Genomic DNA, 15470 nt, shown 5'->3' with positions numbered 1-15470 from the left:
TCTTTGGGGTGGGCGTATCAACAGTAGTGAGGTGCCTGGAAAAAGAAGACGTCTTGGGGGTATGACTTTGAGCTCTGCGTTTTGTCTCTACCGCTGAGAAGTTCGAGTAAGGCCAGAACCCATGCTAAAGGGCAGATGAAGAACTCAATGAGTGGCTTACTCCATCGAAAATAATGGTTACGGCCCCAGATACAGGTCCCCCAAAGCATGAGAAGAAAAGGGACTATGAATAGGATTATGAGGTCTGGAACCGAGAATGGGGTAACGAACGCATAGAACATGCTGCAGACGTGGGAAGAGCATGCACCGTATCCCGCAGTCTTCCACCCTGCTAAAAATACAAGTGATATAGCTAGGTAGAACAGTCCTGTCCTTATTATTTCTGTTGGAGACTGATGGAGAAGCCAATACGCCACGGCATCAACTGAATCTATGCCCCAGCCGGGAGAACCGAACATGCTCAGGAAGTCAAGCAGTGTTTCTTGGCTCGTTTTCCGGGTAAATACACCAACGGCATTAACGCAAGAGGCTAGTGAACAGACAACAATCCAAATTTTTCTGAGGGGAAGGGACATGGATTCTTTGATCCCGGTAATAACAGATAAAAGCATCAGACGCTTCCTTTCATGCAGTATTAGTACCCAGCGACTTAGAGCTTCCTGCAGTTTTACCGCTTTACCGTTGGCGGTAAACCGGTAAATACTACTTAATGGCTTCCCTAATAGCTTGCTCTACCACTTCACGAACCGTCAGCCCACGCTGAACAGCCCAAATCTTCAGCTCATTACGCAATGACTCAGGAATCTGGATAGTCAGGTGCTTCAAGGGGTCTTGTGCATCGATGGTAGGCATTGCCTCTTTCATAGAGGGGACAGCCTGTCGGGGAGCCATGGATTGGGTCAGGTTTTTCTTAGATTTCATTGCTTTGTTCTCTTCTTTTTAGGGTCTTAGTGTTCTGCGAGGAGTTCAGCTGCTGCGCGATCATACCCGTAGAGTTCAGTGGGCTTAGTGCCGAAGGACTGACGGATGTTTTCTCTGCGAGGGATAGCCGTTTCGAAATATCCCACTCCTTCCTTGTTCTTCTAGAACGTCAAAGGCAGCAGCGTATGAGCGAGTGCGAGTATTGACTTGAGTGAGCAGGATATAGGCGGCTGCGACTTCTGAGGCGATTGCTTCTGTCTCCCAGACACGAGACATGTCGATAGCACTTGATGCGGTTGGGATAATGATGAGGTCTGCCCCGTTAAGAGCAGCATCAATTCCGCGTGTATCACCAGGGGCCGTGTCAATGATAGCGATGGTCTCCGGTGCCTTGGTCACGCGTTTGAGTTGAGCAATGTTAACAGCTTGCACGCTGAAGGGGAGGGGCTGGTTGCTCTCTTCTGCACGGATAGCCCATTCTGTTGCTGAGCCTTGGGGGTCAGCATCGAGTACTTCTACTGTGTGGGTTTTGCTCGGGGCAGTTGCCAGGTAGATGGCGGTGGTAGTTTTGCCGACTCCGCCTTGGTGTTGGTGATGACGATTTTCATGGTTCTACGGTATCACTTGTTTTATTGTTTTACCTCATTACCGTTATATGCTTTTACCGGTTACGGTAAATATTGGTTATTTGATACCGGTAAGACGGTACGTATAACCACTAGCTAACGGCAGATAGAGGTTTTAGTTCTTTAACATTTTGGCTTGTTCTGGGTATAGCCGTGCAGCCTCCACAGCCCCCTTAAACCTCTTCACCTTCAAATACTCACGCATCAACCGAACCTGACTCAGACCCCGTACAGGCACAACCTTCGGCCTATTCATCTCCTCAAGAATCTGCTTCTGCTGCTGAATCAGACGCTCACGCTCAGCCTCAGCCTGCTTGTGCCGGATACGGGTAGGAGAAGGAGGCAAAGAACCATCATCGTACTTCCAGGCATTGACCCTAATATGTAGCCAGGCCAAGATTGAGCGCATACCACCGGTACCACGTGTTTGGGCACCACGTGTTTGGTAAACAATCCCCTCAGAATCCTGTTCTAAAGCTCGAATGATGTCTTGTATACACCACCCAGCGGCAAAAATCTTACCTAGGTGCTTCACGAGAAGCACAGTAGGTACCTTCCGTAGATCCAACACCTCTTCTTTGAGCCGTTCAGTCGCTGCCCAACGATCAGCAGTAGAAGCGGGGAGAGAAAACCGGCGGCCCCTGGTAGAGGGGCCGCCGGCCTGAAAGCTGAGGGGAAGCAGGTGGCTAGCTTACCCAGGTGCCTCGCTCTGCAGTCCAGTTGATGGTGGCACCATTTTCGAAGGTGACGCGGGTGACTCCATCAATCCAGGTCGTCTCATCGGTAACGGGGAAGCCCAGGGCTGCGGGGCCGCCCATGGCGTACCAGCGACCAGAGATGGCGCCGTATTCGTTGATAACCCGTGCCCCGGTAGAGGGAGTCCAGTAGACCGAGGTGGTGTACCCGTCCTTGAGGAAGTCCTGGCGCACGCAGCCCCAGAATTCGTATTCTGAGCTGGCGGGGTAACCCCAGGTACGTTCAAAGTCGCTACCTGCGTAGCGCCCACCAATGGCGCCGCCCCAGTAGACGCTGTGGGCACCGGTTTCAGGGCTCCAGTAGAGAGTGTGGGCCTTGGCAAAGTTCTGGATAACCCCACCGTTGATAGATGAGAAGGGGGCACCTGCGGGCAGGCCGAAGGTTTCAGCGCCGCCGCGGGAGTGGTAGTAGTTAGCTACCTTGTCGCTGATGGCGTAGGCGGGAACTTCGTTCGTAGTGTTTGAGAGAGTATTGACTGCGGTAGTAGATGAAACGTAGTCGTTAGGGCCCTTACCTGCTTCGTAGCGGTAGATGCCGACGTTACCCAGCACACGCCAGGGTAGGGACTTGCCGTGGCCGTAGCAGAAGCCGATGCCGATGACGTTGGCCTGAGGGGCCAGGATGGCGGCACGGTGGGGAGGTGAGCTCTTCCAGAAGTTGAGGAGCTGGTTGAGGTCGTCGTTGTAGGAGAGGGCGATAACTTCGCGGACGAAGCTGTAACCCTGGACCTTGGCGTTGTAGAGGAACTCGGTGCCGTGGGAGTAGTTTCCGGCCTTGAACTGGCGGATAGCTTCTACTTCCATGACTGAGGCTACGGTGGCAGAGTGCTTGACAGCGCCTAGACCGTTTTGGGCGCGGTAGGCGTTGATGAGGTTGAGCAGGGTCTGCTGGTCGGCGGCACGCTGGGCTGCAGAGACAGTGCGAATATCTGATGCAGCGGCAGTTGCGGCGGTGGCAACGGTGGCGGTGACAAGGCCGGTGAGGGAAAGGACGGCTGCCTGGCGGCGCGTCGGCTGAATCGCTCGGGTGGCTCCGAGGAGGTTCTTCATACATGCTCCTGTTTCTAGGGGGGATGAGCAAGGGGGGAGGTTTACGAAGATAACTTTATAGAATCGTGACCTATTTTTGACTATTTTGTGATGTTTTTGTGGGATTTATTTCAGGTCTGAACATATGCTGACATGTATAAAGATTGCTTATTACTAGCGTCTTAGCACTTCAGAGGCGCTTTCTTGCCATAAGCACAGACAATCCACCAAGATGGCTTCAAGGAAAATTCACTCTGCGTATGAGTGTTGCCACACCCACCATCCTCCCCACCGGAGACATGCCAAAACAGAATCATACCGGGCTAATAATTTCGAACAGCCTTGATATTTAGCCCTCAGGTCGGGGTTTATTAAACACGGATGTGCTTAAAAAGCATCCCTTTAGCTCTAGAAAAGGATTCGGCCACCCGTCCCCTTTTATAGAGGAAAAGAAAGCAGTTTTATATGATTCACATTACATTTTGGGTGACAGCGCTCTATACCCGGCAGTAACTTATACTCCGCATTCTAAAAAACCAACTGGTACGAACCATCTCTACGGAGATAGCCATTTCCCCACTCCTTAAAATGTCAGCCTCCCTTGCTAGCCTTAAATACAGCAACCCCTAGGAGCCCCATGTTCTTCATCGACGCTGAATCCGCGCCCTCACTGCCAGGCACCAGCCCCAAGGCCCTTGGCAAGTCGCTAGTCTATTCAGCATCTGACCTAGTAGCCTCCGCCCAATGCCAGTTTGCTGCCCTCTACGCCCTCGACCAAGCCCTAGGAAGAGTGCCCCGGCTAGAACGCAAGGAAGACCCTCAACTTCTCAGAGCCGCAGCTCTAGGTGAAGCCCACGAACAGCGCGTCCTACAAGACTTTATAAAAACCTACGGCAGCTGGGACCCTAGAACCGGGCAGGGAGTATATGAGGTTGAGCCCCCGCAAACCTATACCCGCCAAGCACTAGAAGAGAAACGAGAAGAAACACTCCACGCCCTGAGTGCAGGGGCCGATGTTGTCTTTCAGGCCAGTTTCTTCGACGGCTCCTTCCACGGGCGCGCTGACTTCCTCGTAAAACAGCCCCAGGGGAGCTACCGGGTGGTCGATACTAAACTGGCCCGCACAGCCCGCGTGCCCGCCCTCCTGCAGGTTGCCGCTTACGCCGACCAGCTAGATAGTGAAGGTATCCCCACTGACCCCTACGTCTGCCTCATTTTGGGTAATAATGTTGAATCCTTACACGAACTAGCCACCCTCACCCCCGTTTTTGAACAGAAACGCCAGCGGCTCCTGCACCTGCTGGCTGCCCATCAGAAGCCAGGCACACCCCCGGTGAGCTGGTTTGTAGAAACTGACAGCCCAGAAATAACAAGGTGCGGGCGCTGCGATACCTGCCAGGTCATGGTGCAAGAACACCGCGACATGCTCCTGACCTCAGGCATGACAGCACGAACACGGCAGGCTATCTACCAGCGCTGCGGCGTCCAAAGCATCGACCAGCTAGCTGCCCTCGCCGGAAAGTCTCAGCTCCCAGGGCTGGTGCGCCGCTACGCTGAACAGGCTGCACTCCAAACAGGTCTTGCCCAACCAGACGGTGCGGTAACAGTTAACCATGAAGGGCAGGAGCATACTCTCTCCTACAAACTCTTACCCCGACACTCTTTGCGCATGCTCCCCCGCGCTAGCGCCGGTGATCTCTTTATCAGCCTGCACTCTGACCCACTCTGGCACGATGAGCAGGCCGCCCACCCCACCTCGGCCTGGGGACTCACCTATGTTCTGGGGGTGGCGCACTTGAACGAGAGCCCTCAAGAAGAACCCCTCTTTAGCCAGTTCTGGGCTGATAATCGCGCCGCCGAGGGGCGTCTCTTGACTGATTTTCTGGCCCTGGTGCACCACCAGCGGCAGCTTAACCCCGGTCTGCGGGTCTACTATTTTGGGGCGTCTACCCTCACCACCCTTCAACAGTTAGCTGCCCTGCATGGAGTGGGCGAAGCCTTCCTTACCGATGTTCAACGCGAAGGGGTCTTAGTGGATCTCTCTGAGGTTCTACGGCGCTCTATGCGCATCAGCGCGGGCACCCGGGTATTAGCAGATATTGAGCCTCTCTACGCTGAGAATCTTGAGCCTGAGCTTGGTATTCCAGTGACGGCATGTGCTGATATAGCCGAGGCAGAGAGGGCAGGGCGCACCGGGCAGGCAGAGGCTATGCGTGGGGCACTAGCTCGTAGCCTCTACCGCACAGGCCTGTCCCTGTCTCAGTTACGCGCCTGGCTGCTAGGGCTAGCTGGGCGGTCAGTTGCTGATGAGGTGGTGCAGCCAGCCCCCTTAGCTGATCTAAATGAGCTACTTGTGCAGGCAGGTAGAGCTGAAGATGAGACTGATACTGAACGGGTTTTGCGCCAGTTCGTTGAGGCCTTGGACGCCGGTGGCGACTTGGAGCCACAAAAGCAGGCTGTTGCCATGGTCGCTACAGCTACGGGCTATCACCGCCGCGAGCGCCGCCAGTTTTGGTGGGATCATTTCAACCGCTTGACGGCTCCTCGTGAGGATTGGGAGGACGCCCGTGATGTGGTTTTGTTGGGTCGTTTGCAGGTGGTTGCTGATTGGCATCGTCCGGAGCGGGCTCGTTCTTTGGTGCGGCTTGTGAGTGGGGTGGCGCGGGTTGCGCCGGGGTCGTCGGTGAAGGTGGGCGATAGTGGTTTGTTTGCTATGTATGCACGCCCTTTTCCGCCTTTTTTGGAGCAGGAGGCTCGGCAGCAGGCTTTGACGTATGCGGCTTTGCATGAGGGTGTTTTGCCTGTTGAGGCTGAGCGGGCTGGTGCTTTTAATAGTGAGATTGTGGAGTTGGAGGAGATTCCGGAGCATGAGGTGGGTCAGCCTAACCTGGTGCGGATTACGGTGCGGGAGAGTTTGAGGGTTTCTGGTGAGGGGGTTGCTGAGCCTTATTCTCATCTGCCGATGGCGTTGACGCCTGGGCAGCCTATTCCGACTCAGGCTCAGGAGCAGGCTTTGCTTGAGTTGGCCGCTGGTACTGCTCGGGTTTTGCCGCAGGTGCCGGTGTCGGCGGGTACTGATGTGGTGCGTCGGGTTCCGCCTAGGCTGGTAGGGGGCGGGGTTTTGCCGCGTCCGCAGGATTTTGTGGAGACGCACGGGTCTTTGGCGACGGCGCAGGCTATTTATCAGGCGGTGAGCCAGTTGGATCGGTCTTATGTGGCGGTGCAGGGCCCTCCTGGGTCGGGTAAGACCTTTGTGGGTTCTCATGTGATTGGGCGTCTGGTGGCTGCTGGTTGGAAGGTGGGCATTGTGGCTCAGTCTCATGCGGTGGTTGAGAATATGCTGCTGGGGTGTATGAGTAATGGCCGGGTGGACCCTGATCAGATTGCTAAGGGGGCGGGGAAGAGTCAGACCCCGAATTTTCCTTGGCGTGAGGTGCGTAACCCTGATATTGCCCGGTTTATGGGTGAACCTGGGGGCCGTATTTTTGGTGGTACGGCCTGGGATTTTGCTTCTGACCGCAAGTTCCGGGGTGAGGGGCTTGATCTTCTGGTGATTGATGAGGCTGGGCAGTATTCTTTGGCGAATACTTTGGCGGTTGCTCGTGCGGCGAAGAACCTGCTGCTTCTGGGCGATCCGGCTCAGTTACCTCAGGTGACGCAGGGTACTCACCCTTACCCGGTGGACGAGTCTGCCTTGGGCTGGTTGTCTGCCGGGCGTACGGTTTTGCCGGAGGAGTTCGGCTATTTTCTTGATGTGACTTGGCGTATGCACCCTGCCTTGTGCGCCCCGGTGTCGGCTCTGTCCTATGAGGGGCGGCTGACGTCCGCTCCTTCGGGTACTGAGCGGCACTTGGAGGGCTGGGAGCCGGGGGTCTATGTGCGTACGGTAGAGCACCGGGGTAATTCAACAGCGTCGGTTGAGGAGGCCGCTGAGGTGGTGACTTTGGTGCGGCGTTTTCTGGGGCATGTGTGGACTCCTCACCTGGCGGCCCCTGAGCAGGCGGCGCCCTTAGCCCCTTCAGATATTATTGTGGTGGCCGCCTATAACGCCCAGGTTGATACTATTCGGGCGGCCCTGCTGGACGCAGGTTTGGCGGACGCCGAGGGCGGGGGTGTGCGCGTGGGTACGGTGGATAAGTTCCAGGGGCAGGAGGCCCCGGTGGTGCTGGTGTCCATGGCTGCGTCGAGTGCCGGTGATAGTCCTCGTGGCACTGATTTCCTGCTCTCACCTAACCGGCTGAATGTGGCCTTATCTCGTGGCATGTGGGCGGCGGTGGTGGTCTGTTCTACCCGGTTCACCGATTTTATGCCGATGACCCCGGAGGCGCTGGCCCTCTTGGGTGCTTTTATTCGTCTTGAGCAGGCGGCTCTGCCTTTCCCCGATCAGGGGGAGGCAGGTGCCGGCACCGATACCCCCACTGTTAGGAGTTAGTATGGCCTTCTCCCCTACTCACCGTAAGCGTTCTCCCTATCTTTTTCATTTTGAGGGGCAGACTGTGGCCCTGGGTGAGCCCCGCTATTTGCAGCGTATCGATGAGCGCCTGCGCGAGCAGGGGTATGCTACCCGGCCAACCTACTGGGATCAGGCTTATCTGGCTGACCTTGCTGCCTTGAACCCCGAAGAGACAGGCCAGGACCAGTTTGCGGCCCCCAGTGACCCGGCTCAGCTCAATAGTGTGGGGGTCTCGTGTAGTAGTAGTGAATTCTGGTCTGCCATGTGTGCCCGCAGTTTTGAATCCACGCCGTGGGGCGGGGAGGGCGATACCCTCTACATGCCGCAGCTACCTGATTGGTTGGAACGCACCCGGGCTTGGACGCTTGAGCCTCTTGCCCCTCATGACGGGTCGGGGGACCCTGACCCGGCTGGGGGCTGGGTGCGGGTAAGAAGCCAGCAGGGGGGCGGTGCCCCCTTGGGGCTTTTTCAGCTGACCAGCCCCAACTATTTCTGGGTTTTTGGGTCGGCACCTGACCTTAAGCAGGTGGTTCACTTGTGCCGGGATTTGGGGCGTGATCTGGCTGGTTTCGATACCGCTACCGCCTACCTGGGCTACGATTTGACCTGTAGTAGCATCAGGCTGCCGATTGAGTGCGCCCAGCCCTTACAGGAGCAGCTTCTTATGGCCGGGGTGGACGCTGAACCCCTGCTCTGGGGTGAGGGTTAGTTTTCTGCCCGGTCACTCTAGGGCATACTGAGAAGCATGTTTGTACTGACCTTTATTGCCCGCTCACCCCAGGGCCCGGTTCAGGCGCACCTTGCCGACCTGGAGAACCGCCTGGAGCAGCTGGCCCCTGCTGTTGCTTTTACCCGCACCTACCCCGATGAGTTGCAGGGAGCATTTGATAACGCCCAGGACGCCCTAGCCGCCGCCCTGCTAGGGGCCAGGTTTACCTGGTTTTGGGTGGGCATTGGTGCCGGTGAGCTGGTGCGGCCGCGCTTCGCAGCGGCCCTGGGCGCTGTATCTACCCCGGAGTGTTCTGGTGCGGCTTTGAGCCTGTCACGTTCGGCAGTGGAGCAGGCTCAGACTGGTGCCCCGCCGCGCGGTATCTGTGTGCACGCCCATGACCGGGGGGTCAGGGCAGATCAGGTAACTGGCCTTTTGCGTCTGCTCTACCGGGTGGCGTCCGCCCGTACCGAAGCTGAGTGGAGGGTGCTTGATTTGCTGGTGCCCGGTGTGCGCGGGCAGCAAAAGGCGGTGGCCCAGGCCCTGGGTATTACGTCCCAGGCGGTGAGTAAGACCCTGGTGCGCTCCTACTGGCATGAGGAGTTAGCATCCCGTGACCTGATTGCTGAACTTCTTGAGGGTTTAGAGTCCCAAGAATAGCAAGGCCCACAAGGGCTAGTAACTCAGGGGCTAGTAACTTAGGGGCTAGTAACTTAGGGGCTAGTGAAGCAGCAGGGAAATAGCCAGAATAACAGGCATAGACCCCAAGGTGGTGAGGAGAACAATATCCCTAGCGAAGGTACTTGCCACGTTATAGCGAATAGCAAAGTTATACATATTCTGGGCACTAGGAAGGGCCGCTAGAACAGTGGCCGCAAAGACATCGCTCTCACCCAGGTGGAAAACATAGCGAGCTAGTAGGTAGGCGACCAGGGGCATAAGAATATTCTTAAAACCTGCCGCGAGCACGGTCTCAAAACGCTGCCCAGGGGTATTGAGCACCCTAGACCCCCGCAGGGACATACCAAAAGCTGCCAGGATCAGGGGCACACCGGCCCCACCGAGAATACGGAAGGGCTCTATCACCACATCAGGCACCGGCAGGCCCAACAGATTAACCGCTAACCCCAAGGCAGAACCAATAATGAGCGGGTTTTTAATGGGCTGGGTGGCAACAGTTTTCACCGAAACCGCCCCGTGAGAAATAGCATCCAAAATTGAGAGCACAATAGGGGCAGCAATAAGAAGCTGAAAAAGTAGGATAGGGGCCACCTGGGCGGCGTCCCCCACAATATAGGTGGCTACCGGCAGGCCCATATTATTAGCGTTAATATAGCCGCTTGCTGCTGCACCGACAGTGACAGTACCAGCGTCCCTTTTGAGGATAAAACGGGCAATGAGCGCATAGAGCAGGGCAACTGCGCTGAAACTAAGAATTGCGACCGGTAGCCGACCAGAGAAAATAAGGTGCACATCAGCCCCGGCCATAGTGACGAACATGAGCGGGGGCAGGGCCACAAAGAAGGCAAAACGGTTGAGGGCCAGCGCGGAGTTCGGGCCGAGAATATCTAGGCGGGCCACCAGGTAGCCTGCCCCTACCACCACGGCGATGATGGTGAACCCTTCAAATACTGCCAGCATACGTGTCTTCTTTCCGCCCTGAGGCTATTGTCTAGCTCCTATGATTCTAGCTGGCAGGCCGTGGAGCGGTTGATGAAGATTCTCAGGTAGACTCGCTCAGCAAGCGGGTGCAGCAGGGGACTCTTCAGGGCAAACAGCACCATAGATGAGCGCATTATTTCACCGGGTATGACGGGCCAGCTGGCGCCAAGCCGCCATTGCTTAAAGCAGGTCGCGCAGGATGGGGACCAGCCCGTCCTCGTAGACTGAGCCGGTGACGTCCGTAGCCAGTTCAGCTACCTCAGGTGCAGCCTGGCCCATGGCAACGCCGCGGGCAGCCCAGTGAATCATTTCCTTATCGTTTAGGCCGTCGCCGATAGCGATGGTGTGGCGGGGGTCCACGTGGAGTTTGCGGCGAATCTGCTCTAAGGCTGTTGCTTTAGTGACACCATGGGCGGCCACATCAAGCCAGGCGCTCCACCCCACCGCATAGTTCACCCCGTGCAAACCCGAATCGTAGATAGCACGCTTAAAATCAGCGGGGGTATCACTGGGTGAGCACACCACCACGCGCACCGCCGAGTTCATCGCCGCCATCTTAGTGCGAGTAGTTTTGACCGTGTTTACCCCAAATGACCAGTCCTCAAAATTGTCGGTGGCGTAGACGGTCCCATCAGGTGCCTCAAGAGCCAAGGACGCCTGCGGCAGCTTAGCTTTGAGCAAGGTGATAGCAGGTGAAGGGTCAAAGGTGACCTTGTCGATGATGCGGTAGCCAGCCTCCACGGCAGGGTCAATGCTGAGGGTCACCGCCCCATTGGAACTGACCGCATAGCCGCGGGTAAGCCCAATCATCCCAACAATAGGTAAGGTCGCGCCCAGGGAACGCCCGGTTGAAATGACTACGTGGTGGCCAGCGTCCACGACCTCCTGCGCTGCCTTTTTGACGCCCTCGCTCATGGCGCCGTCGTGGTTAACCAGGGTGCCATCAACGTCGATAGCGATCAGGTACTTGGCGCCGTCCTCTTTTTGCCAGTCCGAGCGGCGCAGCGGCAGGGTTTGCATGTCTTTGATCTCTGAAATCATCGGTGTCTCGTTTCTCTCGTGTAGACCAGACTATACAAAAGCCGGGTTAAGGCAAGGTGAGCAGAGCCTTAAACAAGGAATCTGTCAATTACTACGCCCACAAGGGGCGTAGCTTGGACATGGGTGCCACTCTACGAGCAGCACACCCATCCATACGGGTGATTGACGAACACCCTGCTCTACCTACAAGGCAGAGAGAAGATACTTATCCCTGATATTAATCGCAGCGTTCACATCAGCATTAGCAACAAACCCGCATAAGCGGCAGGCGAACGTGCCTTTGGAACGGTTGTTCTTTGCAGTATGCCCACAGGTTGAGCACCGCTGGGAGGTGTAGGACGGGTCTACGAGGGCAACGGTAATACCTAGGGCGTGTGCCTTGTAGGTAATGTCGAACTCTAGCTGTGAGAAGGCCCATTGGCCTAACCATGTGCGGGTGGTTTTGTTACGTTTGGCTTTGCGTATGCCCGTGAGGTCTTCAAGGACGATGGTGTGCAGGTTGGGGGTGTGTACGAGTTGTTTGGAGATACGGTGGTTGAGATCCGACATGAACCGCTTTTCTCGTCCGCTCATTGCCTTGAGGCGTCGTTTGGCGGAGTGAGTGCCTTTTTGTTGGAGCTTGGCCCTGGTGTGCTGGTATCTGCGTCGAATGGCCCTTACCTGCAAGGAAGTGTATTCACCTCCTTCACTGGTGACAGCGATTTTATACAAGCCCCGGTCTACTCCTAGCACTAGCCCATCTTCGACCGGTTTGGTGTTCTCGATACGGTAGATCAGGTTAATGAACCCCTGGCCGGAGCGAGTGATACCGATCTTGGCGGCGTTAAGTTTCGCACCAGGGTAGGTGGTGGTGAACCAGGTTGGGGTATCAGGTAGCAGTAGGCGTAGGCGCGGGGTCTTGACTCTGGTGGAGACGGTAAGAAGGTTGCCTCTGACACTAAAGAGTCTGGCGTCAAGCGGTAGGGTCTTTTTCCTGCGTACTGCTTTGAGCTGCCACTTCTTTTTAGGGTTGTTGCTATTCCAGGACTTCACAGCTGCAGCCCCCTCGCGTAGAACGATGGAGATGTACTGGGACGGCAAATCTGGGTAGGTCTGCCTCAAAGGGTGGTAAAGCTCTTTTTGGAGTCGTGTCCGGTTGGCGCTGTGGTTGGTGTTGCACCAGGTAACGACTTTGCCCCATGCCAGGTTGTACAGGTCAAAGACTGGGGTAAGAACCGCAAGCTGTTCAGCGCCCACGCCCAGGGGTAGGCGTAGAGTACGCACACCTACTTCCTGGGGTGGAATCAGAACAGTTTGACGAGTTTTCATAGAAACAATCCTATAGGATAAAAACATGGATATAAAGCGTAATAGCCACAGTGTTCACGAACTGGGGTATCACCTGATTTGGTGCACAAAATACAGGCATGAGGTACTGACCGGGGCCGTCGAAGTTCACCTCAAAAACATCATCGCCCAAACCTGCGCCCATTATGGGTGGGAACTCAAAGAAATCAAGGTCATGCCAGATCATGTTCACCTTTTCACCCAAGCAGACCCATCAACAGCACCAAGCCAGATAGCCGCAACCCTCAAAAGCATCTCGGCAGTCCACATCTTTACAGCCTTCCCCAAACTCAAGGGGAGAAAGTTCTGGGGCTCAGGTCTCTGGTCGCCGTCTACTTACTACGGTTCAGTGGGGCATGTGAGCGAGCAGACGGTGCGGCGGTATATTCAGGATCAGAAGAAACGGGGATGAGGGTCGGGTTTCCTCCCCGCCCACGAGGGGCGGGGAATCCACCCTCAAACAATCTTGAATACCCTCATGAGGCATAGCATGAATGCACTATTCCGCACTTTGCGAATGTTTTATTCCGCACTTTGTGATAGTTCTGTATATTTTTGTGTATGTCTTTAGCTGACCTATCCGATAGCACACAGAATTATCTCAAGATTATCTGGAGTATCACCGAGCATTCTCATGAGCCAGCCACCACATCAGAGGTGGCAGCGCGGGCTGGTTTACGGCAATCTACGGTTTCGGACGCGGTCAAGCGGCTGGTCTCCGCGGGTTTGGCTCTCCACCAGCCCTACGGAGGAATTGAGTTAACAGAGCAGGGTAAAAGCTATGCCCTGTCGATGATTCGTCGGCACCGCCTCATTGAGACGTTCCTGGTGCAAACCCTAGGGTATCGCTGGGACCAGGTGCATGATGAGGCTGAAGTACTAGAACATGCTGTCTCTGACATGATGATTGACCGCATCGATGCCCTACTGGGCTACCCACGCCGTGACCCCCACGGAGACCCTATTCCGTCCCCCGTAGGTGAGGTGGAGCAGCTATTGTCTTTGACACTCGCTGATTGTGCCCAAGGGCAAGGGGCCGGGGCAGAAGTGGTTGTTGAGCGGATCCCTGACGATGATCCGGCTCTCCTACGCCTGCTAGCAGAATCTGGGGTGGTGCCCGGTGCAGTGCTGATCCTCGCCAAGAATCAGCAGCAAGAAGACATGATTTCTTTTGCCCTGGGAACAGGTCAGGTGATGGTCTTAAGCGCTGAGATAGCACACGTAGTAATGGTCTCCCCTCGCCCCAGTGCGCACCCTGAATCTTAGGCCGCTACTGCCCGCCGAGCACGCAGCTGGGCAAGCACCCCATGGCCAGGAGCAAACAGATAGGCCACGCTAAAGAAGAAGCCCAGGACCAGAACCACAGAGCCACCAGCCGAGACATCAAAAGCGTAGCTCAGATAGAAACCCGTCACAGCCCCCACCACCGAAACCAGCGAAGAAATCACCAGCATAGGGGTGAAACGGTCAGTCAGCAGACGCGCAGTAGAACCAGGGATAACCAGCAGGGCAACAACCAGAACCACACCCACAATTTGAAGGGCTAGCACCGAGGTCATAGCCAGGGCCACCAGCAGCAGCCCTGACAGAAGGCGCGGGTTAAGCCCGATAGCGTGAGTGTAGCTAGGGTCAAAAGCGTAGAGCACCAAATCACGGCGTTTGACCATGAGTACGGTGATAACAATAAAAGCTAGCCCCGCAATCTGGGCAACATCTGACCAGCTCACACCCAGCACGTTACCAAAGAGAATGGAATGTAAATCTGTTTGTGATGGGGTAATAGATATCAGCACCAGGCCCAGGGCGAACATAACGGTAAAGACGATGCCGATAGCAGCGTCCTCACGGATTCGACCCCGGCGCCCCACCGCCCCGATCAAACCTACAGCGATAAGAGCAACAATGATAGCCCCCAAGGAGAAGGGCACCCCAAAGATATAGGCTAAGACCACACCGGGTAAGACAGCGTGTGAGATAGCATCGCCCATGAGGGCCCAGCCCATGAGAATAAGCCAGCAGGAAAGTAAGGCACAGACAAGGGCAGCGATGACCGTAACGATAAGCCCGCGGTGGATGAAGCCGTAGGTGAGAGGTTCGATAAAGAACTCATGCATGGTGAGGCTCCTGGGGGTAAGAGGGCGCGGGGTTAAGGTTTGTGGCGGTGTAGCTGGCTGGCGCTAAGGGGTTCATGCCAAAGGCGCGGACGATATTCTCAGGGGCTAGCACCTGCTGGGGTGAGCCGGTCATCAGCACCTCGTTACGCAGCAAGATAGCGGTATCTGCAAGATCGGCCAGGTGGGCTAAATCGTGGGTTGAGATGAGAATTCCTGCCCCACCTTCTTTAAGTTCCTTGAAGAGGGAGATGAGCATTGTTTCGCTGCGTTTATCAACACCCGCGAAGGGCTCATCTAGCAGGAGCAGGCGGGCGCCTTGGGCTAGGCCACGGGCGACGAAGGCGCGTTTGCGCTGGCCCCCTGAGAGGTTGCCTATTTGTCTATCGGCTAGGTCGGTGAGACTGACTCGTTCTAGGGCCATATCCACAGCGGCTCGGTCTTTTGCTGTGAGTCTGCGGGTGATTCCTAACCGCCCGTAGCGCCCTTGGCTAACGACGTCCCTTACGGAGACAGGGAAGGTAAAGTCTATATCTTCATTCTGGGGAACGTAGCTGACGATACCTGCCTTGCGGGCTTGGGCTGGTGTGAGCCCGTCAATGAAGACGCGCCCGCTGGTGGGTACTACTCCCATGAGAGCTTTGAAGAGGGTAGATTTTCCAGACCCGTTCATGCCGACTAGCCCGCAGATGCTCTTGCTCTCTACCTGCACAGAGGCAGACGTGAGGGCTTTGACGTCCCCGTAGCTGACGGTGAGGTCCTGGGCTTCCAGCAGGGCTGAGGTGGGGGTATGGCCCTGGGTCTGCGGGCTAGGTCTGCGCATGGTGGTTTCTTTGT

14 protein-coding genes and 1 pseudogene are annotated in these 15470 nt (G+C 56.0%); 5 read left to right on the top strand and 10 right to left on the bottom strand.

From position 1 onward, the window contains the following. Window positions 1–17 precede the first annotated feature (17 nt). The 5 genes and pseudogenes from ACED87_RS08960 to ACED87_RS08940 form a co-directional block, all read right to left on the bottom strand. Complete coding sequence (locus tag ACED87_RS08960; RefSeq protein WP_449089973.1) at window positions 18–611, bottom strand: hypothetical protein; 594 nt, start codon at window positions 609–611, stop codon at window positions 18–20. 91 nt (window positions 612–702) lie between these two features. After that, entirely contained in the window at window positions 703–921 is a 219-nt protein-coding gene (locus ACED87_RS08955; RefSeq protein ID WP_449083945.1) for a hypothetical protein, read from the bottom strand. Between the two features lie 84 nt (window positions 922–1005). Next, window positions 1006–1497, bottom strand: a pseudogene (locus tag ACED87_RS08950) (ParA family protein); the annotation flags it as partial. 165 nt (window positions 1498–1662) lie between these two features. Next, window positions 1663–2115: a hypothetical protein gene (locus ACED87_RS08945; RefSeq protein ID WP_449083946.1), complete on the bottom strand. Its 453-nt coding sequence runs from the start codon at window positions 2113–2115 to the stop codon at window positions 1663–1665. A 118-nt stretch (window positions 2116–2233) separates the two neighbouring features. Then, complete coding sequence (locus ACED87_RS08940) at window positions 2234–3352, bottom strand: CAP domain-containing protein (protein WP_449083948.1); 1119 nt, start codon at window positions 3350–3352, stop codon at window positions 2234–2236. 616 nt (window positions 3353–3968) lie between these two features. On the opposite strand from ACED87_RS08940, the gene ACED87_RS08935 reads away from it, so the two are divergent. From ACED87_RS08935 to ACED87_RS08925, 3 genes are read left to right on the top strand one after another with little or no spacing between them, the layout of a single operon-like run. Next, window positions 3969–7763 (top strand): AAA domain-containing protein, encoded by a 3795-nt coding sequence (locus tag ACED87_RS08935; RefSeq protein WP_449089972.1) that lies wholly within the window; start codon window positions 3969–3971, stop codon window positions 7761–7763. A gap of 1 nt (window position 7764) precedes the next feature. Continuing rightward, the gene (locus ACED87_RS08930) at window positions 7765–8493 is read left to right on the top strand and encodes a hypothetical protein (RefSeq protein ID WP_449089971.1); all 729 of its coding nucleotides are present in this window, start codon (window positions 7765–7767) and stop codon (window positions 8491–8493) included. Between the two features lie 36 nt (window positions 8494–8529). Further along, entirely contained in the window at window positions 8530–9153 is a 624-nt protein-coding gene (locus tag ACED87_RS08925; protein WP_449089970.1) for a recombinase RecJ, read from the top strand. A 60-nt stretch (window positions 9154–9213) separates the two neighbouring features. On the opposite strand, the gene ACED87_RS08920 is transcribed toward ACED87_RS08925, so the two are convergent. From ACED87_RS08920 to ACED87_RS08910, 3 genes are all read right to left on the bottom strand, one after another. Beyond that, entirely contained in the window at window positions 9214–10134 is a 921-nt protein-coding gene (locus ACED87_RS08920) for an AEC family transporter (protein WP_449089969.1), read from the bottom strand. A gap of 201 nt (window positions 10135–10335) precedes the next feature. Next, window positions 10336–11196 (bottom strand): HAD family hydrolase, encoded by an 861-nt coding sequence (locus ACED87_RS08915; RefSeq protein WP_449089968.1) that lies wholly within the window; start codon window positions 11194–11196, stop codon window positions 10336–10338. A gap of 183 nt (window positions 11197–11379) precedes the next feature. After that, entirely contained in the window at window positions 11380–12504 is a 1125-nt protein-coding gene (locus ACED87_RS08910; RefSeq protein ID WP_449089967.1) for an RNA-guided endonuclease InsQ/TnpB family protein, read from the bottom strand. Window positions 12505–12529: 25 nt separating this feature from the next. Between ACED87_RS08910 and tnpA the strand changes: the two genes are divergently transcribed. Together tnpA and ACED87_RS08900 are read left to right on the top strand one after the other, a co-directional pair. Beyond that, window positions 12530–12934, top strand: a complete 405-nt coding sequence (gene tnpA / locus ACED87_RS08905; protein WP_449089965.1) for an IS200/IS605 family transposase — start codon at window positions 12530–12532, stop codon at window positions 12932–12934. Window positions 12935–13083: 149 nt separating this feature from the next. Next, window positions 13084–13788 (top strand): metal-dependent transcriptional regulator, encoded by a 705-nt coding sequence (locus ACED87_RS08900; protein WP_449083960.1) that lies wholly within the window; start codon window positions 13084–13086, stop codon window positions 13786–13788. Here ACED87_RS08900 and ACED87_RS08895 read toward each other — a convergent pair. Together ACED87_RS08895 and ACED87_RS08890 are read right to left on the bottom strand one after the other, a co-directional pair. Then, window positions 13785–14636: a metal ABC transporter permease gene (locus ACED87_RS08895; protein WP_449083962.1), complete on the bottom strand. Its 852-nt coding sequence runs from the start codon at window positions 14634–14636 to the stop codon at window positions 13785–13787. The two genes, ACED87_RS08900 and ACED87_RS08895, sit on opposite strands and share 4 nt — an antisense overlap. Continuing rightward, the gene (locus ACED87_RS08890; RefSeq protein WP_449083964.1) at window positions 14629–15456 is read right to left on the bottom strand and encodes a metal ABC transporter ATP-binding protein; all 828 of its coding nucleotides are present in this window, start codon (window positions 15454–15456) and stop codon (window positions 14629–14631) included. Before ACED87_RS08890 ends, ACED87_RS08895 begins: the two co-directional genes overlap by 8 nt. Between the last annotated feature and the right edge of the window lie 14 nt (window positions 15457–15470).

Source organism: Rothia sp. 32237D007AR (genome assembly GCF_053544675.1).
Note: the sequence above shows the minus strand (reverse complement) of the source record. Positions and strands in the feature narration are given on the sequence as shown.